The organism is Nostoc sp. PCC 9305 (assembly GCF_963920915.1).
GTDB lineage: Bacteria > Cyanobacteriota > Cyanobacteriia > Cyanobacteriales > Nostocaceae > Nostoc.
The window spans coordinates 23666-44579 of record NZ_CAWUDN010000057.1; the positions used below are offsets into that span (position 1 = coordinate 23666).

General features: G+C 41.2%; 20 protein-coding genes. 11 read left to right on the top strand and 9 right to left on the bottom strand.

The features are described from left to right. Positions 1-13 precede the first annotated feature (13 nt). The 3 genes from ACM0OX_RS20885 to ACM0OX_RS20895 all read left to right on the top strand — a co-directional run bounded on the left by ACM0OX_RS20885 (position 14) and on the right by ACM0OX_RS20895 (position 4168). Positions 14-1261, top strand: a complete 1248-nt coding sequence (locus ACM0OX_RS20885) for an LL-diaminopimelate aminotransferase (protein ID WP_414516906.1) — start codon at positions 14-16, stop codon at positions 1259-1261. A 411-nt stretch (positions 1262-1672) separates the two neighbouring features. Beyond that, positions 1673-2959: an NF038130 family PEP-CTERM protein gene (locus ACM0OX_RS20890; protein ID WP_414516907.1), complete on the top strand. Its 1287-nt coding sequence runs from the start codon at positions 1673-1675 to the stop codon at positions 2957-2959. 786 nt (positions 2960-3745) lie between these two features. Beyond that, positions 3746-4168, top strand: coding sequence for a response regulator (locus tag ACM0OX_RS20895; protein ID WP_414516908.1), 423 nt, complete (start codon positions 3746-3748; stop codon positions 4166-4168). Positions 4169-4189: 21 nt separating this feature from the next. Here the strand turns inward: ACM0OX_RS20895 and ACM0OX_RS20900 are convergent, their stop codons facing one another. After that, on the bottom strand, positions 4190-4369 hold the full coding sequence (locus tag ACM0OX_RS20900) for a hypothetical protein (protein WP_414516909.1): 180 nt from the start codon (positions 4367-4369) through the stop codon (positions 4190-4192). 500 nt (positions 4370-4869) lie between these two features. Here ACM0OX_RS20900 and uvrC point away from each other — a divergent pair, with 500 nt between their 5' ends. Both uvrC and ACM0OX_RS20910 read left to right on the top strand, forming a co-directional pair. Next, on the top strand, positions 4870-6747 hold the full coding sequence (uvrC, locus tag ACM0OX_RS20905; protein WP_414516910.1) for an excinuclease ABC subunit UvrC: 1878 nt from the start codon (positions 4870-4872) through the stop codon (positions 6745-6747). Positions 6748-7217: 470 nt separating this feature from the next. After that, a complete protein-coding gene (locus tag ACM0OX_RS20910) occupies positions 7218-7397 on the top strand; it encodes a replication restart DNA helicase PriA (protein ID WP_414516911.1) in 180 nt (59 codons plus the stop codon). Between the two features lie 434 nt (positions 7398-7831). On the opposite strand, the gene ACM0OX_RS20915 is transcribed toward ACM0OX_RS20910, so the two are convergent. The 5 genes from ACM0OX_RS20915 to lgt form a co-directional block, all read right to left on the bottom strand. After that, complete coding sequence (locus ACM0OX_RS20915; protein WP_414516912.1) at positions 7832-8284, bottom strand: hypothetical protein; 453 nt, start codon at positions 8282-8284, stop codon at positions 7832-7834. A 140-nt stretch (positions 8285-8424) separates the two neighbouring features. Further along, on the bottom strand, positions 8425-9516 hold the full coding sequence (rlmN, locus tag ACM0OX_RS20920; protein WP_334899266.1) for a 23S rRNA (adenine(2503)-C(2))-methyltransferase RlmN: 1092 nt from the start codon (positions 9514-9516) through the stop codon (positions 8425-8427). Between the two features lie 78 nt (positions 9517-9594). Next, the gene (locus ACM0OX_RS20925) at positions 9595-9948 is read right to left on the bottom strand and encodes a phenylpyruvate tautomerase MIF-related protein (RefSeq protein WP_334842707.1); all 354 of its coding nucleotides are present in this window, start codon (positions 9946-9948) and stop codon (positions 9595-9597) included. Between the two features lie 104 nt (positions 9949-10052). After that, complete coding sequence (gene cobM, locus ACM0OX_RS20930) at positions 10053-10877, bottom strand: precorrin-4 C(11)-methyltransferase (protein WP_414516913.1); 825 nt, start codon at positions 10875-10877, stop codon at positions 10053-10055. Positions 10878-11059: 182 nt separating this feature from the next. Then, positions 11060-11935 carry a prolipoprotein diacylglyceryl transferase gene (lgt, locus tag ACM0OX_RS20935; RefSeq protein WP_414516914.1) on the bottom strand — a complete coding sequence of 292 codons (876 nt, stop codon included), beginning with the start codon at positions 11933-11935 and terminating at the stop codon, positions 11060-11062. Between the two features lie 295 nt (positions 11936-12230). On the opposite strand from lgt, the gene coaD reads away from it, so the two are divergent. From coaD to ACM0OX_RS20950, 3 genes are all read left to right on the top strand, one after another. Next, the gene (gene coaD / locus ACM0OX_RS20940; RefSeq protein ID WP_414516915.1) at positions 12231-12782 is read left to right on the top strand and encodes a pantetheine-phosphate adenylyltransferase; all 552 of its coding nucleotides are present in this window, start codon (positions 12231-12233) and stop codon (positions 12780-12782) included. Next, a complete protein-coding gene (locus ACM0OX_RS20945) occupies positions 12692-13360 on the top strand; it encodes a DivIVA domain-containing protein (RefSeq protein ID WP_414516916.1) in 669 nt (222 codons plus the stop codon). Before coaD ends, ACM0OX_RS20945 begins: the two co-directional genes overlap by 91 nt. A gap of 148 nt (positions 13361-13508) precedes the next feature. Continuing rightward, a complete protein-coding gene (locus ACM0OX_RS20950; protein WP_414516917.1) occupies positions 13509-13835 on the top strand; it encodes a Ycf66 family protein in 327 nt (108 codons plus the stop codon). 87 nt (positions 13836-13922) lie between these two features. Here ACM0OX_RS20950 and ACM0OX_RS20955 read toward each other — a convergent pair whose 3' ends face one another. The 3 genes from ACM0OX_RS20955 to cysS form a co-directional block, all read right to left on the bottom strand. Further along, positions 13923-15269, bottom strand: coding sequence for a TldD/PmbA family protein (locus tag ACM0OX_RS20955; RefSeq protein ID WP_414516918.1), 1347 nt, complete (start codon positions 15267-15269; stop codon positions 13923-13925). Between the two features lie 251 nt (positions 15270-15520). Beyond that, positions 15521-16960, bottom strand: a complete 1440-nt coding sequence (locus ACM0OX_RS20960) for a TldD/PmbA family protein (RefSeq protein WP_414516919.1) — start codon at positions 16958-16960, stop codon at positions 15521-15523. An 89-nt stretch (positions 16961-17049) separates the two neighbouring features. Continuing rightward, positions 17050-18495, bottom strand: a complete 1446-nt coding sequence (cysS, locus tag ACM0OX_RS20965; RefSeq protein WP_414516920.1) for a cysteine--tRNA ligase — start codon at positions 18493-18495, stop codon at positions 17050-17052. 137 nt (positions 18496-18632) lie between these two features. On the opposite strand from cysS, the gene ACM0OX_RS20970 reads away from it, so the two are divergent. From ACM0OX_RS20970 to psb28, 3 genes are all read left to right on the top strand, one after another. Then, positions 18633-19751 carry a CobW family GTP-binding protein gene (locus tag ACM0OX_RS20970; protein WP_414516921.1) on the top strand — a complete coding sequence of 373 codons (1119 nt, stop codon included), beginning with the start codon at positions 18633-18635 and terminating at the stop codon, positions 19749-19751. A 231-nt stretch (positions 19752-19982) separates the two neighbouring features. Then, positions 19983-20435 carry a D-aminoacyl-tRNA deacylase gene (gene dtd / locus ACM0OX_RS20975; protein ID WP_414516922.1) on the top strand — a complete coding sequence of 151 codons (453 nt, stop codon included), beginning with the start codon at positions 19983-19985 and terminating at the stop codon, positions 20433-20435. A gap of 103 nt (positions 20436-20538) precedes the next feature. Then, entirely contained in the window at positions 20539-20880 is a 342-nt protein-coding gene (gene psb28, locus ACM0OX_RS20980) for a photosystem II reaction center protein Psb28 (protein ID WP_194042354.1), read from the top strand. Positions 20881-20914 lie beyond the last annotated feature (34 nt).

Here is a 20914-nt window from a genome sequence, read left to right on the forward strand (position 1 = left end):
TGACTAATGACTCATGACTAACATACAGTTTGCAAAACGTTTACAACCCCTAAAATCGAATGTATTTGCTGATATGGACAGAGCCAAGGCAGTCGCTTTGGCCGCTGGACGAGAGGTAATTGATTTGTCGTTGGGGTCTTCTGATTTACCAGCCGAGGCACACGTTATTGAGGCGATCGCCCAATCTCTCCACGATCGCAGTACCCACGGTTATCTATTGTTTAACGGTACCCTTGGATTCCGCGAAGCCGCAGCCAACTGGTACGAACAAAAATTTGGTATCAAAGTCGATCCTCAAACTGAGGTACTACCTTTAATTGGTTCTCAAGAAGGCACAGCCCATTTACCCCTAGCAATACTTAATCCAGGGGATTTTGCCCTGTTGCTCGATCCAGGTTATCCCTCCCATGCGGGGGGAGTTTACCTAGCCAGCGGTCAAATCTACCCGATGCCACTACTGGCAGAAAACGGTTTTTTACCAGTGTTTGCTGATATTCCCGCCCCTGTCTTGGCCCAGTCGCGGATGATGGTATTAAGTTATCCTCATAATCCCACCGCTGCGATCGCACCTTTATCTTTCTTCCAAGAAGCTGTCACTTTCTGTCAACAACACAATCTCGTGTTGGTTCACGATTTTCCCTACGTAGATTTGGTCTTTGGGGAAACTGGGGAGCAGAGGAGCAGAGGAGCAGAGGAGCAGAGGAGCAGAGGAGAATCACTAATGCTCAATGCCCCGTCCTTAGTCCCTTCAATTCTGCAAGCCGATCCAGAAAAAAGCGTCTCGATTGAATTTTTCACCCTTTCCAAGTCCTACAATATGGGCGGCTTCCGTATTGGCTATGCCATCGGTAATGCCCAGTTAATTAACGCCTTACGCCAGGTAAAAGCCGCCGTTGATTTTAATCAGTATCGGGGAATTTTGAATGGTGCGATCGCTGCCCTAACTGGCCCTCAAGCTGGCGTAAAATCTTCTGTTACCACCTTCCAGGAACGGCGTGATGCTTTTATCAGTGCTTTACACCGCATTGGCTGGAATGTTCCTACTCCCCAAGCCACAATGTACATCTGGGCAAAATTGCCCTCACCTTGGAGTGAAAACTCCGTAGAATTTTGTACCCAGCTAGTCAAACAAACTGGTGTAGCAGTTTCTCCAGGTGCTGGCTTTGGCAAATCTGGAGAAGGGTATGTCCGTTTTGCCTTGGTGCATGAGCCACCTTTGTTAGAAATTGCTGTAGAAAGAATGGCTGAGTTTCTTCATTAAATTTCTTCTCAAGCTGAACGCCAAAGATTTTTATTGGCAAAGTTACCAATGGAACATACGGTAGGGACGCACATTTGTGTGTCCCTATTAATTCCCGTATTTTACTGAACTTAAAAATATTGTGTTGTAATTTTTTGCGACTATAGAATTTGACTAAAATACGTAATTAAACGTATATAACTATCAAAACATTCTTCATCTTTTTATTGATAATCAGCAGTAACTTTACCCAATCAGGTGTCTCTGTTACTTAAACTGGGTTTGTACGCTCAGATACCAAAGACCGCTAAAAAATACAGGTCGTGCTTTTAAGCAGCCGTATTACCAAAAAGCCTGTGGTCAAGACAGCCCAAGCCTAAAAACGACACTAGTTTAAAACTTAACTTCCAAACTGACAGAGATTTGAAAACAATGAAAACGACTTTTCAGACACTTGTAATTGGTGCCTCAATGGCTATTGGTGTGAGCGCTCTTGCCACTGCCCCAGCACACGCTACATCCTTTGACTTCAATAATACAGGAGAAATTAACACTTACACTGGTGGCTCAAATGGTACCTTCATTAACGGGAATGCACAAGGTGGTACTAAAGCTGCCATCAAAGCTTTGACAGATAACAACTCCAGCTCTAACGTTGAGCTTTGGTATAGTAGCGAAACCCCAGGTTCTAATGTTGGCTTCACAGCCACAAAAGGAAACTACAGTGCCACCGTTAGTAGTGTCACTGCTAATGACTGGAATAGTTTTGGTTCGCAATGGCTAGGCGATTTATTAAGTAGCTACACACCATTTCAATCAGTTTGGAACGGGTTTTCAGCCGACAGCAAATCACTAATAACTAGTTATTTTCCTTCCTTGGGAATGGGAGATCCAAACATTGGTGGTTTCCAATTCGGTCAAAATGGCGGTGTGGAACTGAAGTTAGTTGGTCACTTGGATGTAAAGACTAAACTTGCAACAACTATTTCTACTAAGGTTGATGAAAAGTGGAATGCAATTAAATCACAGTTTCCTCAACAAACAACTCAACCAACCCTTTCACAACTTGAAAGTTCAATTCCACAACTACAAACACAACTAAACGCAATTCCAGGACAAATTACCACACTGCAAACACAGCTCAACGCAATTCCAGGACAAATTACCACCCTGCAAACACAACTCAACGCAATTCCAGCACAGATTACCACACTGCAAACACAACTCAACGCAACTCCTAACATTCCAGCCAATCAAGTAAAAAGGCAACAACTGACAAGTCAAATTTCTCAACTGAATACTCTCAAAAATCAGACACTGCCAGGTCAAATTTCTCAACTGAATACTCTCAAAAATCAGCTGCCAGGTCAAATCTCTCAACTGAATACTCTCAAAAATCAGCTACCAGGTCAAATCTCTCAACTCACATCATTTAAAGATGTACTGACTCTGCAAGCTGCATTAAATGGATATCAAGGTGAAATTGCGGCTAGTGAAATTGCTAAAGTCGTTACTGGTGGTCAAACTTACTATGCCTATAGCTTTAACCCCACTGCATCCGGTATTACTGCTTCTGATGATGGTGTATCCTACAGTGGAATTTATACTTGGACGACACCTAAGTATGTCTCAGCACCAGAACCATCAGTAATACTTGGTCTTATGGGTGTTGCTGGTGTCTTTGCTACACGACGCAAATTGAAAAAAGCATCTGGTTGAAACTCCAGTTTCCATTCCAAAAAATAAGGAAAGGAGCAATTTTGCTCCTTTTTTTTTAGAAACTCTGAATATTTTTACTGTATTATTAAATATTACATTTTATACTATAGTTGGAACACACCTGGAGATACATCTCCTTCAAGTTCAGTTCCAGAAGCATCAGTAATGTTTGGTTTGCTGGGTATTGCTGGTATGTTTGTAACGCTACGCAAATTTAAAAAAGCATCTATTTAAAATCGCGGGTTCAAAACTAAAAATAAATAAGGGAGCTAACAGCTCTCCTTTTTGATGAATAATTTCTTGCAGCTAGAAAATAATTTCATCTTCTAGGTTATACTGTTTCTAAAAATACCTGCAACAAATAAATCGGTTGCAAGATTTTACATCTGTATGCACCTAGCAACTGGATTTTTTTGTAATATGAATTTCGTACAATGGTATTACTTACTCTCACAGGTTTAGTAAGGACAATCACCACAATATTAGTTCCAGTATTACTTAAGTAGTTTTACTCATAAAATTTAGGAAATTAAATTTGTAAAAAAGATGTAAACTTAATACTCTAAATTATAAAAAATTCGTAAAAAAAAGATTAATTTTTGATTTAATTATATTTGATTATACTATCATTTTATTATTGTAGTGCAGCTAAATTTGATTTATTCAGATATTTCATTAAACGACATAAGTACAATTTATATTTGTTTCACTTTGAAATGCACTACTGTTTTCGTTTATGGTAATAATTGTTGGCTTTTAATTAAGATACTCAGATAATAGGTAGCAATGACAGTAGAATTACTCAATATAAATCAGCCATTGCAGTCACACAAAGTTAGACGAATTTTACTAGTTGAAGACCATTACCTCAATCGGATGTTACTTAGTGACTATCTAAGTTACTGGGGATATGAAGTCCAAAGTTTATCAGAAGGCTCTGCTTTTTTCTCAACCATAGAAAAATTCGAGCCTGATTTAATGTTATTGGACTTGAAATTGCCAGATGTTGACGGTTATTCACTCTTAAAACAAGTCCAGCAAAAACCTCATTTGTCAAAAATACCTATCATTGTGGTTTCAGCCTTTGCTTTTAAAGCAGATCAGGAACTAGCTATGAGTTTGGGTGCATGTAGCTATTTTGTCAAACCTTTAAAACTCAAGGATCTCATCCTTGCAATTGAAGAACAGTTTACTTGTCGCCACAGATAACCTTTTTTGCTAGGCGTGTATTTATTCCGCTTTTTGATCGGCAATAAACTCTTCAACACACTCGCTAATAGTTTGTACAGAACTGCCAATTGTTGAAATTTTCTGTTGTACTTGCGCTAATAACAAAACTGCTGTTTGCAGTTCATTGAGAGTTTCAGCCATAGCCTCACGATACTGGATTTCAAAATCTTGTAAATTCATAGTTTAGCTCTCGCCTGAAATCATCATAATAAATATATTCTCAATCATAATCGTAAATTTAACTGACTAAATCCGTTAATTCGCTTAATGTTATAAATTCAATAAATAAACATAAATATTGTCAATAAATTAAGATTTTATTTAATGTTTATACAAGCAATATATAAGTGCATTTGTTATTAATAAATAATATCTAACAATACAAAAATATTATCATTTAATCTAAAGTATAAAGTTTTAGATAATAAAGTATTACAAATTTAAAAATGTTAACTATAGATTCAAAAAGCAAAATTTTTATTCTGACAGTAGCAGCCGATGACTAAGGTGATAGCAAAACAAACTCTAGTCTGCTCGAAAGTTGTGATACTTGGAGTAAGTTTTTTGGCAAGCCTCTAGCTTAGAAGCGGCTACTTTATATTTACTTGATAAATAATTTGTTAAATCGGCACAAAAAAACAATTTTTCTTAAAATAGAGAAAGATTACCTAATTTTGGTTGTGACAATATCTACTCAAATATTACCACTGGTTAAAGAGCCAGAACGACTAGAAAACCGTCTAGCCGAAATTCCACCGGAACCGGGGGTTTATTTCATGCGGGACAGGAGCGATCGCATTATATATATAGGTAAATCACGTAAGTTGCGATCGCGTGTCCGTTCCTATTTCCGGGATGGCTACAACAAGACTGAACGTATCGCCACGATGGTCAAGTTGGTGACAGAAATTGAATTCATCGTCACTGATACTGAAGCCGAAGCTTTAGCGCTAGAAGCCAATTTGATCAAGCAGCATCAGCCATACTTCAATGTGCTGCTCAAAGATGATAAAAAATATCCCTATCTCTGCATTACTTGGTCAGAAGATTATCCGCGAATTTTTATTACCCGTAAGCGGCAATTTGGCAAAGAAAAGGATAAATTTTACGGGCCTTATACTGATGCTGGTTTATTACGAGAAATTGTCCGCATCTGCAAGCGCATTTTTCCACAGCGACAACGACCTCAACCACTTTTTAAAGACCGTCCTTGCTTGAATTTTGATTTAGGGCGTTGTCCTGGTGTGTGTCAACAGATGATTTCACCAGAAGAATATCGCAAAATTGTCCAAAAAATCGCGATGGTTTTTCAAGGTCGAACTCAGGAACTGATTGATATTTTGACCCAACAGATGAACGCAGCCGCTGAGAACTTGAATTTTGAGTCAGCGGCGCGAATTCGCGATCAAATTTCTGGGTTAAAGTCGCTGACAGCTGACCAGAAAGTTTCCTTGTCAGATGATACAATTTCACGGGATGCGATCGCACTGGCAGCCGACGAACAGCACGCCTGCATTCAACTATTCCAGATTCGCGCTGGGCAGTTGGTTGGACGTTTAGCCTTTGTGGCGGATGCTCACGCAGAACCAGGAGCTATTTTACAACGAGCTTTAGAGGAACATTACCAAACTGCTGATTCCGTAGAAATACCCTTAGAAATTTTGGTACAGCATGAATTACCAGATGCTGAGATATTGGCGGATGTCTTAACTCAACGTAAAGGCAAAAAAGTCACAATTTTGACTCCTTTACGCCAAACTAAGGCAGAATTAATTGAGATGGTAGAGCGAAATGCTCAGTATGAATTGCAAAGAATGCAGAAATTTGGCGATCGCAATCACCAAGCAATGCAAGATTTAGCCACCATTCTCGATTTACCAGATGTACCTCACCGCATTGAAGGTTATGATATTTCCCACATTCAAGGGTCAAATGCAGTAGCTTCGCAAGTCGTGTTTATCGACGGATTACCCGCAAAACAGCACTATCGTCACTACAAAATTAAAAATCCCACGGTGACAGCAGGACATTCAGATGATTTTGCTAGTCTTGCTGAAGTCATCCAGAGGCGGTTCCGCAAGTATGGGGAAAATCCGCAATTAACACGTTTGGGTAATCCTGACTGGCCTGATTTAATCATGATTGATGGTGGTAAAGGTCAGTTATCATCGGTTATCGCCGTCTTGCAAGAGATGAATTTATTAGAAGACTTGCGAGTTGTAAGTTTAGCAAAGCAGCGAGAAGAGATTTTTTTACCGGGAGAATCTAAACCCTTGACAACTGATGCAGAACAACCAGGGGTACAGTTATTGCGGCGGTTGCGGGATGAAGCGCATCGATTTGCAGTAAGTTTCCATCGTCAGCAGCGCAGTGATAAATTGAAGCGATCGCGTTTAGATGAAATTCCTGGCTTAGGACATCATAGACAAAAGCAATTACTAGGGCATTTTCGCTCAGTTGATTACATTCGGCAAGCGACAACCACACAACTCGCTGAAGTCGCAGGAATTGGGCCGCGTTTGGCTCAAGAAATTTACGATTATTTTCATCCTGTTTAAACAAAGGAAGCCGCTTCTTATGAAGTTAGCTAGTTGTAATTAGGTTATCTCACCAGAATTTAATCTCATAAATCTTGTCAGCAAATATTAACTAAATCTTAAGATAGAGATTTGGTTACTAAATATACAGTAATTTATGTGGTTTAACTTTTGAATACAAGAACAGCTTTTTTTGTATTCGTCTGAAATGGCTGTAAACAAGGCTCTCTCAAAGCATTAATTATAGGGATCAGCAAATATCTAAGCAGCATTTGATTGAAAAATAATTTATGTGTCTAAAGTAGGAGGGTAAAATCACTGAAATTTTAGAATAATAGATAAAGATATGGGAGAGCGATCAAACCTGAAGTTTTGTTTAAAATAATCAGCCAATATTACAGCAGTTTGTTAAGTTGGGTCGAACCAGATTTTTTCCTGGTTTAACTAGTAGCTTTACCAAATAAAAAATAATTACAACCAGGGGTTTTAAAATGCATACAGTACAAAAGATTTACTGCCCAAATTGTGGTAGTCATGCAGAGCGTTATTATATTTCTGATAGTCAATTAACTCGGACACAATGCCCAAGTTGTGACTATTTGATGATTAGTTGCACTCGCACTGGCAAAGTAATTGAAGCGTATGCTCCTGGCATTCATGCACACCGCTAGCTAATAAGAAAAAATTAAAAATTCGAGAAGATGTTCTCTAATTTTTAATAAAAAAGTTATTGATAAAAACATAATTCAGGAGTTAGGAGTTAGGAGTCAGAATTCACTATGAATTGGAGTCCGATGCTTGCTAAACTGGCGATGCTCTGAGCTTGTTGCACTCCTCCCTACGGGATGCTGCGCGAACGGAGAAGCAAGCTACGCGCAGCGTCTCGTAGAGAAGGGTCGAAGAACTAGCAGATAGTGCAGCGTCTCATAGAGAGCTTCTGAAAAAGTAGGTTTAAAAAATGCGCTAAATCGTCTTTTGCACGTCTTTGAAAAAGAAGATTTAGCGGTTGACATTAGTGGCGAGTGAGTAGCTTGCTTTCCGCAGGATATTCCCTACTTTCTTATTCAGAATTCTGAATTCTTCTTCAACAGGAATTTTGAACACTTCACAGGTTGTCTTTCTGTTGTCTGAGTTCTTGCTGTCGCCTCTGTTCTTGTAATCTAAATTGTTGCTGTTGTCTAATTTGTTGGTCTTGTCTGAGTTGTTGATCTTGTATTCTCAATTGTTGCTGTCGTGTAAATTGTTGCTGTTGTAGTCTTGTTTGTTCCTGTTGTAGTCTAAGTTGTTGCTGGCGTATTAGTTCTTGCCGTTGTCGTGTAAAATCTTGCTGTTGTATTAGTGGTTGTTGAAGGTTTTGGCGTAGCCATGTTTCCTTCAATTGCTCTTGTGTTTGCTGAATTCGTTCCTCTTGTTGTTGTCTCATTCTTTCTTGAAAGGACTCAGGTTGCTGAGGAATCGGTTGAATTATTTGTCCATAAGCAGGAGAATTCATCGGCAGAGCTTTTGCAAGAACAATCGCTAGCAGCCATAGTTTAAGCGTTAATGATCGATTCAACATAAGTGATTTGTTATAGGTTGGGTTGAGCGATCGCTTAACCTTAATATAACAATTCCTACCGCCGCCTTCTTGCAACAATTACAACTAACGTGCAGATATACGTAAGCTAAAAGTAATTAAATTTACTGACTACAACAGATTTAATTCTTACTTGCTCTTAGTTGTCCGCAAGCAGCATCAGCTTCTAAACCACGAGAATAACGGACACTAACAGCAGTATTTTGCTGCTTGAGGACGTTCACAAAAGCTTGAATGCGATCGCGGTTGGGGCGTTTGTAGTCTACTTCTTGGATGGGATTGTAGGGAATCAAATTCACATGACTTTGAAATCCTCGCAGGCATTTTGAAAGTTCCAATGCGTGTTCTGGTAAATCGTTAACACCAGCCAGGAGAACATATTCAAAAGTAACGCGGCGGCCAGTGATTTCTACATATTCCCGACATTCAGCCAGTAAATCTTCGAGAGGATAGGCGCGGGCGCTGGGGATGAGTTTTTCCCGTAGTGCTTGGTTGGGTGCATGGAGACTCACAGCCAGAGTGATTTGCAAATTATTTTGTGCGAACTGACGGATGCGATCGCGAATACCCACTGTAGAAACTGTAAGCGATCGCTGCCCAATACCGACATCTTGATTGAGGGATTTCAGGGCTGCTAAGACATTCTCAGTATTCAACAACGGTTCACCCAGTCCCATAAACACCACATTGCTAACCCGTTGTTGAAAATCCTCTTGCACAGTCAACACCTGATCGACAATTTCATGCCGTGCTAGGTTGCGTTTGTAGCCTCCCTTACCAGTAGCGCAGAAATCACACGCCATTGGGCAACCCACCTGAGTAGAGACGCAAACTGTCAAACGGGCTTTTGGGCCTTCTCCCCTTTCTGCAAAGGTGGGGATGCCTACAGTTTCAATAATTTGCCCGTCTGTTAATCGTAAAAGATATTTCACTGTACCATCGGGAGCCTCAGAGCGGTAATGTAAAATTGAACGCCCTATGGGAACTTCTGCCACTTCTTTGCGCCATTGCTTGGAGAAGACAGAAATATCAGCTAGCGATCGCACTCCTTTATCGTAGATCCATTCATGCAGTTGCCTTCCTCTGTAAGCAGGTTGTCCTTGTTGCTGCACCCAAGTGCTTAACTCCGCCAGAGAAGCACCTAGAAGGGGAGGGATTAATTCTGATTTTTCTGAGTTGAAGTCAACCTGAGATACAAGAGGCGTAGCAGACATAAAAAATCACGAGTTGGTGTTGGATCTCTATCCTACAGCTGCCAGATCGAGTTAGTCTTGACCAAAGAAGACGAGAAATTAACCAAAAGTTGTGCCGTTCCAGCCCCACATTGCACCCTTAGCGTCTGCAAACTCTATGTAAATGCGATTTTTAGGCACACCTAGAGTTTGGTTAATCTGCTGGCAAAAGTCTTGACTCATTGCTGCCGTTTGCTCTGGCTTCATCGTGCCAACACTCTTAATTTCAATGTAGCAAACTGGGTCTGTATTCCCTGCAAAAGTCATAGGAATTCCCGGTTCAAAAGCAGTCATTACATAAGATTCTGGTTTTCCCAAATGTTTCGCTAACTTGGCTGATAGGTTTAAAAGCATTGACTCAATTTCAGCTTTTTGAGGAGCAGATGCAGAAGTTTGCACTTTAATTAAAGGCATAGTACTGAATTGGGATTTTGGATTTTATTACATTGTTAAGTTTACCGAAACGCAGAGGCAATAGGGAGATGAGGGAGACAAGGAGAATAACCAATGCCCAATATTTAGTTATGAGATGAGCGAAATAGGTGACTATGTTCGGGATGATATAAACGCGATCGCCCTGTTGTTGTCGAGAGGGCTGGACTGATTATATACAGTGTGGTGCGAATTAGTTTTTCTTGATGAGTGCAATCTGCCATTTGATTCAGAGGGACAACCCTGATTTTTTCATCAGGCCAGCCGATGCGAAAGCAAATCGCAATCAGGGTTTCGGCTGGATAGTGTTCGAGTAGTTTAGCTTGGGCATTTTCGATGTGACGCGCACTGAGATACAGGCACAGGCTAGCCTGATGTGCTGCAAGAGTGGCTAATTCTTCGGCGGCGGGAACTTCTGTACGTCCACTAATACGTGTCAAAATAATGGTTTGAACTAAACCAGGGACAGTCAGTTCTATTTTAAGTTTGGCAGCAGCAGCTTGAAAAGCGCTGATACCAGGTATGACTTCAAAAGGAATATTTGCCTCTGCGAGGAGGTGCATTTGCTCGTGGATGGCGCTGTAGAGACTAGGATCGCCAGAATGGAGACGGACTACAGATTTGTGTTGCGATCGCACTCTATCGATCATAATCGCCAAAATTTCTTCTAAAGTCTGATTCGCAGTTCTAATTATCTCGGCATCTTTTCGGCAAAGTTCTAAAATTTGTTCGGGTATTAAAGAATCAGCAAATAAAATTACATCAGCAACAGCCAGTAATTTCTGCGCCTTCACCGTCAATAAGTCAGGATCTCCAGGGCCTGCTCCGACAATATACACAGATGGTTCTACAGTATATAGTGTGTTTTTATAGCTTAGTTTTTCTGTATATTCACTATTAGAAGAACACACGGCAATCCCTCAAAAAAATTTTTTGGCAAATTCTTCAGTATCTTTCCGGATTTACCCTCTTTCCCTAGTAGAGAGTAATGGTAGATGCACCCTGGTTAAGCCCTAGAGAATACTCTGGGGCATTTTTTATTTTTTAGTCATTGGGAATTGAGCATAAGGCATAGTTATTCTCCTTGTCCCCCTCATCTCCCACTTTCCCCATTTCCCTTAAGAGTAGGAACTACATCGGGTAAAGGGCGTTTGAGTAAGTAAAGCCAAGCTAATCCAACTAATCCCAATAAAATTCCTAGACTACTGACTACTTGTGCCATCCGTAATGGACCCAGCATCAAGCTATCAGTGCGAAAGCCTTCAATCCACAAGCGTCCTAAGCTGTAGGCTGGCCAGTAAATGAGAAACAGTGTGCCTACCTTCAGACGTGGCTTACTAGATAAAGACCGGAAAAACAACGTTATTAGTAACGTAAACACCATTAAATCCCATAGAGATTCGTACAGGAAGGTGGGATGAAAGTAATCGAAATTAACATAGTCTAAAGGACGATGCTCTGCTGGAATATAGAGTTTCCAGGGTAAATTAGTAGGATCGCCAAAAGCTTCAGAATTAAAGAAATTGCCCCAACGTCCGATCGCTTGCCCTAAAATCAGCGAAGGTGCTACTAAATCTGCCAATTGCCAGAAAGAAACCTGCTTGATTTTGGCAAAGATTAACGCAGCGACAACGCCACCAAGAATCGCTCCATGAATGGCAATACCTCCTTCCCAGATCGCAAAGATTTTTCCTGGAGTTGGGGCATATTTTGACCACTCAAAAAAAACGTAATATAGTCGTGCGCCAGGAATTGCCCCAATCAACAACCAAAAGAACAAATCGCCTAGCAACTCAGGATTAACATTACGGCGCTTTGCCAAATTCTGGGAAAGGATAACGCCAATTAACACTGCTGTGGCAATCAACAAGCCGTACCAACGAATACTGAGTGGCCCTATTTTCACCAGAATCGGTCCTGGAGAAGTAAACTGAAACGCCAAGGGCAAAGTGGGAAAATCCAGTGCCATGAAAAATTACCTAGAAAAGTTCGTTAACTACCCGCGCACTTTGCTAAGTACGGAGTTTCTTGTGTCTTGAATACTGTAACTACACTTGAATCTTCCACAACATTGTGGGGACGTAGGTAAAAATCCAGTATTCATATTTAGGAGTCTAGTTCCTAACGCCTAGTTGAGCATAACTTGTGCCACTAAAACAATTGAGTTTACCATCCTTACCGAGAGCGCAAGATGGTAGATTTGAGTAAGTTACACAAAACGGTTTCGATATAATCACCTAAATAACTTTGATATATTTAAAATTGTGATCGCTATTTATCCTGGTAGCTTCGACCCCATTACCTTGGGACACCTCGATCTTATCCAGCGCGGTAGTCGGCTGTTTGAGCGGGTGATTGTCGCTGTACTGCGGAACCCTAACAAGATGCCACTTTTTAGTGTGGAGCAACGGCTAGATCAGATCCGTCTTTCTGCACAACATCTACCTAATGTAAAAGTAGACAGCTTTGATGGTCTTACCGTCAATTATGCTCAAATGCAACAAGCACAAGTTTTGATCCGGGGTTTACGGGCTGTGTCAGATTTTGAAGTGGAACTGCAAATGGCTCACACCAATAAAACTCTTTCTACCCAAATAGAAACAGTTTTTCTCGCAACCTCAAATGAGTATAGTTTTTTAAGTAGTAGTGTGGTAAAAGAGATTGCAAGGTTTGGTGGCTCTATCGATCATCTCGTTCCCCCACACATTGCCCTAGATATATACCAATGCTACAATCAGAAATCTCCAATGTTGAACCCAATCTCAACGGAAGCAATCCCCCCCCTCAAGAATATCTCGGTGGAGAGGGAAGCATAGATATTCAGCAGGAACTCAACCGCCTAGAGGAAATGGTTCTCTCTAGTCTCAGAATTCCGCTAACGGGACGCACACTCATAGATGAAGAAAAGCTGCTAGATCAGCTTGATTACATCCGGCTGGCTTTACCATCACTTTTTCAAGAAGCAGCAGCAGTTCTCGACCAAAAGGACGAAATTCTGCTGGAGGCGGAAGAGTATGGGCAGCAGGTTGTTGAGGCTGCACAAGCAAAAAGAGCGCAAATTTTAGCTGAAAGCGATATTATTCACCAGGCTGAACAAGAAGCTGAACAACTGCGGCGACAAGTGCAACAAGAGTGTGAGGGAATAATGCAAGAAACCCTCGCCGAGATTGACCGCAAGCGGTATGCTTGTCAGCAAGAGTTAGAGCTGATGCGACAAAATGCGATCGCTCATGCTCAAGAAATTGAAGATGGTGCTGATGCTTATGCCGATGGCATTTTGGGAAATATCGAGCAGGATCTCAAAGAGATGTTGCGAGTTATCACCAACGGACGGCAACAATTGCAAATTGATAACCTCACCCAGCGCAATTCACCTCCTGGCAAAAAAAGATAGAGGTTATAACCAGAGATGAGGAAAAATTATCGGTTGGGTTTCGCTATTGCTTAACCCAACAATTTTCATGAATGAATAATTTTAGGGAATCTACCTACTAATAATAAATTTTAAATTTTAGCTTGTAATTAAGCAGGATTTTTAATAAATGCTTACTTTGGCTCAAGTTAACTTTGGATTAAATCTAGCTGGTTTAATTGGAATTATTTATTTGCTTTGGGCAATTATTTACTTAATTTTAACAGTAGCTTGGCTATCCCAACGTGGAACCAGGCTTAGAGGCTGGGCTTTAGCCCTTTACATTATCCAACTTATATTTACGCCAATTATAATGTTGTTAAGTGGAGTAATCTTGTATTATCAAGGTTGGCGTTTAGATCCAGTTCTTCAATTTGAGCAATTTTTATTGTTGCTATTAATTCTTTACCTGAGTATCAAAGATATTGTAATTAATGCAGTTTACAGAGATAGATGATTTTATAATTTTTTGTAGAGACGTGAACTTAGACTGGGCTTCGCTAACGCGTCTCTAGCAAAAATAGAGTATTTTTACACAATATAACTACAAGGTATATGTAAAATCTTCTACTAGCATACCGGGAACTAAACTACCTCCTAGTTGGCGACTTTCATAAGTTCCTACTTCGGGAATAAACTCCTGAAAATTTGTCAAATCTACTAAGTTTTCTCCCCAGAAGCGGTAGAGACTTTCGTCAAAACGTAAGTTTTCAATGGGTGCGATAATTTCTCCATTTTCTACCCAAAAACAAGCATAGCGGGTCATACCTGTGATTCTACCAGTGTGGCGATCGCTCCAATTCAAGTAATGCAAATTTGATACATATAATCCTGTATCTAAACTCGAAAGAATCTGTTCAAATACTAAATTACCAGTACTCACTTCTGGCGCTCGTAAAGTCTCTGAACCATTAGCGCCGTTGGCAACTTTTTGATATTCCTTAGCAGTTCGGGAATTCACCAAAGTATTTACTAAATATCCTTTTTCTATTACAGGTAACTCCGGTGCTGCCATTTCTCCCAATTCATTAAATCGCGGCACTAATCCCCGCTGAAAGTTCTCTTTCAAACTAAATCTTAGAGAAAGTTGTTTTTCTTGACGCGATAAAGCAGCTAAAGCACTATTTCCTTGTTGGATATCAGCTTCGCTTACTGCTCCCCAAGAAAGCATCAATAATAAATCTGCAACAGCAGCAGGTGCAAAATAAGTTTTGTACTGTCCCCGTGGCAGTTCTTTAGTTGGGTGAGCAAGCAATTCTAGTTGTTTTTTAGCTTCGCTAATTTTGGCTATATATTTGGATTCATTCCAATCACTCCCGGCAAATGTACCCTTAACTGCTTGTCCAGATGGGGAGAATAGAGAATAATCTAAGGTAAAAGAATCAGTCGCAAACCAGTGTTTTTGACCCCTAGAATCACCATAAGCTTTAATTACCACTCCCCCTGCGTATATCCCTGTAAAATCCAATTCAGCAACTAGTTCTAGCACAGTTGGAACTACTGCCTCAGTCGCCAATAAATTTCCAGAATGTATTTCTCGACTGATATTATTTCCTGATGGCAAAACTAGATATGGATCGATGGGTAGTAGAATAAGTTCGTCACGTAGTTCTTGCAAAGCAGTATATGCTAATTGCCAGTCTACCTCCCAATTCCCAGTAAAGGGAAACTGCCGAACACTGTTGCGCTGATTTTGCATCAAAGTCAGTTCTATCCAACCATCAGCAACACAACCAGTTTGTCGCACTTTTGCATGATTAAAGCGAGTAAATTGACTTATTTCACTGCTGAGTCTCACAGTGAATTGTTCATTCTCTGCTTTTTTAATCAGCAGACTTTCAATCAGTCGATTAAAGCTGACTTCTAATGCAGATAATTCCTCAATTTTCATGGATATTAAATATTAATAGGGAATAGAGAGAGGGAGAAAGTTAGGAGTTAGGAGTTAGGAGTTAAAAGAATTTTTATAAGTAGCTAGGCGTAAATAAATTAAAGTTTGTAGTAAGGACTTTAGCCCTGATAATCTTTTTTAGCGATGAATCACTCACTACGAGCTAGGCTTTTATTTTATGTTTAATTATACCTATCTACTTAATTCAAAACTCCTAACTACCAACTCCTAACTCCTAACTATTGTATTTTTCAAGTTCCTCCACCAAAAACTTCGACATTCGCAAATACGCAGACAGGTGAACCGTGTCCTACCCAAATGGCCTGATTTGGTTCTCCTTTACCACAATAAGGAGTACCATACATTTGCCAGTTTGTCGCATCTCCGACTTTAATTAAACTATGCCAAAACTCTGGTGTTGTGGCGCGATAGTTAGGATTACGAAGAGTTTTGGTGAGTTTACCGTTTTCAATTAATTTAGCGTACTCACAACCAAATTGGAATTTGTAGCGGCGATCGTCAATTGACCAAGAACGGTTAGATTCCATGTAAACGCCGTGTTCTATCCCGCCAATAATGTCTTCAAAAGTACCGTTTAAAGGCTCTAAATTCAAATTACCCATGCGATCGATCGCTGGTCGATTCCATGAGGAAGCACGGGCACAGGCAACTCCTGCTACACCTGCTCTGGCTTGACTCTCTAGACTGCCTAAACCCCGTTGCAGTACACCTTCTTTAACCAAATACTCCCGTGTCGCTACAGCACCCGTATCATCAAAGCCATAACTGGCAAATTCACCAGGCACGGTGGGATCAAAGGTAATATTCATCAATGGCGAACCATATACTAGGTTGCCAAAATCACTTTTATTAACAAAGCTGCCCCCAGCATAGTTACGCTCATCTCCCAAAATTCGGTCAATTTCTAGAGGATGCCCGACACTTTCATGGATTTGCAGCATCATTTGATCTGGGGCTAAAACTAAATTGGTACGGGTAGTGGGGCATTCTTCTGCTGTCAAAAGTTCTATTGCTTGTTCGCCTATTTGCCGCACCCGATGCCATAAGTTGTCTTGTTTTAACAGTTCGAGTCCGCCTTGGTAACAGTTTGCTTGCGAGCCGTTGTTGCTGCGCTGCTGTACAACTGCTCCATCTTGGGCAGTGGCTCCATAATGAGTGCCTATAGATAGAATTTTTTGATAGACTTCTGAGCCGTTGCTGCTAACAAACCAAGATTCTCTCTCAGTAGTGCTGGCACTAGCTATGGTTTGCACAATTTTGTCGTCAACCTTGAGCGTTTGGCAAATGCGAACCAGTAAATCGTTGATTTCTCCTGGACTCAGAGCATTCAATGGCTCAAGAAATGGCGATTTATATTCACCAACGACTTTAGGACGCTCACTTTCACGGAAGGGATGTATCCACCATTCACTGGCTGCTAGTGCCTGGTTATAGGCTGTTTGAGCGGCGGTTTGCAGGGAAGACAGTTCTAGAGAGTTAGTAGCTGCATAACCTAGACAGCCATTGACCAAAACTTCCAGCATGGCTCCAATAGTGAAGGATTTGCCGTTTAGTTGGGGTAAGGCGTCACGGACTGAACGGGTAGTAGAAGTCTCCTTTACGGCTCTAATACCAATCCAATCAGCGGGTATATCGAAACTAGCGATCGCTTTTTTGAGTTCAGACCACATAATTTAATGAATGGGGAATGGGGAATGGGGAATGGGGAATGGGGAATGGGGAATGGGGAATTTTCCTCCTACTCCCTACTCCCCACTCCCTAATTACGGTGCCAGCGTGTACCATCACGACTATCAATTAGCGTAATACCTTGTGCTTGAAGTTCGTCACGAATGCGATCGCTTTCGGCAAAATTCTTACCTTTACGTGCTTCTTGCCTTTGCTGAATTTTCGCCTCAATTTCCGCATCGCTTAAACCATCACTCTTGTCAGTTTCCGCTTCTATCTCGGCTTCTAAACCCAAAACTCCAGCTAATGTAACGAGAGTTTGCCATTGACGCTGTAACTCATCAGGGGAAGTTTCGGTTTTCCCTTCATGCACAATAATATTTCCCTCACGGCGCAGTTCTTTGGCTAATTCAAACAGCACTGTTAATCCACCAGGAAAATTAAAGTCGTTATTTATGGTTTCTTGAAAGCGTTCAACAGTTTCAGCGAGTAGTGAAGCTGTTCCCACTCCCCAGCCTAGTTTTTTGCCGTATTGGTAGCCGAAGAGTAAACCTTCTTTAATGGTGTGCCAGCCGTTGGTTGCTGCGGCGATCGCTTCGTCGGTAAAATCTATGGGTGTGCGATATTGAGCGGTCAACACGAACAACCGCACTGCCATCGGGTCAACTCCTCGATCCAGCAAGTCTCGAATAGTGGTAAAGTTGCCCAAAGATTTGGACATTTTTTCACCATCTACCTTTACCATGCCGTTATGCAACCAGTAACGCGCTAAGGGTTTTCCCGTCACAGCCTCAGATTGGGCAATTTCATTTTCGTGATGGGGAAAAATTAAGTCAGCACCACCAGCATGAATATCGATCGTATCACCCAGGCGATCGCGTACCATTGCCGAGCATTCTATATGCCACCCCGGACGACCTGCGCCCCAAGGTGATTCCCAAGCAGGTTCTCCCGGTTTTGCTGCTTTCCATAAAGCAAAATCGAAGGGGTCTTTCTTTTTCTGATATTCTGGATCTTCTATGTTGACGCGCTCGCTTTTCCCGGCTTGCATATCTTCTAACTTGCGTCCCGAAAGCTTGCCATACTCAGCAAACTGCCGTACTGCATAATACACATCACCGTCAGCAGGGTAAGCAAAACCCTTATTTTCCAACTCATGAATTAACCGCTGAATGCCATTCATCGTATGGGTAGCGCGGGGATACTCATCAGCTTCTTTGATTCCCAATCGCGCCATATCCTCAAAATATGCTTTGATAAAGCGATCGGCTACGGCTTCCATCGATGAATGTTCAGCACAGGCTCGATTGAGAATCTTGTCATCAATATCAGTAAAATTTTGGATATATCGGACTTCATAACCGATAAACTGGAGGTATCGGCGTATTACATCCCAAACGATGCAAGCTCTAGCATGACCCAAATGGCAGTAGTCGTATACCGTCACGCCGCAGTAATACATCTTAACCTTGCCTGGTTCGACTGTTTCAAACGGTTCTTGACGACGGGTGAGGGTATTGTAAAGGGTTAGGGTCATAACAGAGTAATGCTGAAATAGAGAGATACGTAATAATAGGGTAAAGCAGCTGGGATGACAGTCCAGCATCCCTATGCTAGTGTTTTCTGGACTATCTGCGCTACATTACTATTTTTTGATTATTTGATAACAGCGCTATGCAATCAGCAGTTACACCCGAATCTTCGGCAATGGATACGCCCAAACAAGGAATGCCAGTAACAATTATTACGGGTTTTCTCGGTAGTGGCAAGACGACTTTACTCAATCATATCCTCAACAACCAACAGGGTTTAAAAACCGCTGTTCTCGTGAATGAATTTGGCGAAATTGGCATCGACAACGAGCTAATTGTTTCCACTGGTGAGAACATGGTGGAGTTAAATAATGGTTGTATCTGCTGCACTATTAATAATGATTTAGTAGATGCAGTTTACAAAGTTTTAGAACGCCAAGAAAATCTAGATTATCTAGTAGTGGAAACAACTGGATTAGCAGATCCACTACCAGTAGCTTTAACATTTCTGGGCACAGAATTGCGGGATTTAACCCGTTTGGATTCGATTATTACCGTGGTAGACGCGGCTAATTACAGCCTAGATTTATTTAACTCGGAAGCAGCATACAGCCAAATTGCTTATGGCGATGTAATTGTGCTGAACAAAGCTGATTTAGTTGATGAAGCCACTTTGAATGAGTTAGAAATAAAAATCAACGAAGTTAAGGAAGGGGCAAGAATTATTCGTGCGACGCGATCGCAAGTGCCACTTCCTTTAATTCTGAGTGTTGGTCTGTTTGAGTCGGATAAATATTTCGACACAGTGGTGGATGAACACGACCATCACGATCATGAACATCACGATCATCATGATGAGCATGACCACTCAACATGCGGTCACGATCATCACGACCATGACCATGACCATCACGATCATCACCATCATTCTGACCATTTAGAAAATGATGGTTTTACTTCCATCTCTTTCCAAAGTGACAAGCCGTTTTCTATTAGGAAGTTTCAGTATTTCTTAGATAACCAGCTACCCTCAAATATTTTCCGAGCCAAGGGGATTATGTGGTTTGATGAAAGCCCGAAGCGTCATATTTTCCACCTTTGCGGTAAACGCTTCACCTTGGATGATGATGAATGGAAAGGTCAATTGAAAAATCAGCTAGTGCTGATTGGTCAAAATTTGGATCGTGAGGCTTTAATTAGTCAACTTGAAAAATGCATTTGTCTACCTTCAACCTCTCGCGGTAAAGGCTTTGGCAAATAAAAGTTAGGAGTTAGAGACGCGATTAATCGCGTCTGTACAAAAGTTTAATACTCGTTCCCAGGTTTCACCTGGGAATGCATTCTCAATGGCTCCGCCATCAATTTTGAGCAATGAAAATGAGAGAATAGCGACGCCGGATAGCCCGTCGTAGACATCGCTTCCTTACTCCCCTGTATTTACGCGCGAGTGTTTCGCCAATAATTACGAATTACGAATTACGAATTAGTAAAAATGCGCGTTGTTATCCAGCGAGTCAAATCATCTCAAGTTACAGTTAATGATGAAATTGTCGGCAAAATTGGACAGGGGCTAAATTTGCTTGTAGGTATAGCCAATACCGATACTGTTGCTGAAATCGACTGGATGGTGCGTAAATGCTTAGAATTGCGGCTGTTTCCTGACGAAGAAGGAGACGAACGCTGGCAAAAATCTATACAAGAAATTGGCGGCGATTTGTTAGTTGTCAGTCAGTTTACCCTTTATGGTGACTGTCGCAAAGGTCGCCGTCCTTCTTTTGACCGTTCAGCTGCTCCCCAATCGGCAGAAGATTTGTATAATCGCTTTGTTACTAAGTTAAGAGCTAGCGGTTTGCAGGTGGAAACAGGTCAATTTGGTGCAATGATGCAAGTTACAATTGAAAACGACGGCCCCGTAACTTTGTTACTTGAAAAAGAAGCGATTTAAGTATATACACTAAAAGCGGAATAACAGCAGACTCTAGACCGTGGTGTTCTAATTGATGAGAGAATATTAAATTAACCATCACAAAAGTTTAAATTCATTCATCATGGCGAAAATCCAGTTTTCTAGAGGTCTTGACGAAGAAGTAACTCCAGATGTGCGCTTGACGCGATCGCGTACTGGGGATAGTGGTACAGCGACCTTTATTTTTACGAATCCGAAAATTTTAGATCAAGGTACTACCGAAGATATTACTGGGATGTACTTGATTGACGAAGAAGGCGAGATAATTACCCGTGAAGTTAAAGCTAAATTTATTAACGGGAAACCGGAAGAATTAGAAGCACTTTACGTAATGAAATCTGCTCAAGAATGGGAGCGCTTTATGCGCTTCATGGAACGGTATGCTGAAGAAAACGATCTGGGACTGAGTAAAAATGAGGCATAGGGGAGCCAGTGCATTGCAGAGGTTCCCTGCGTTA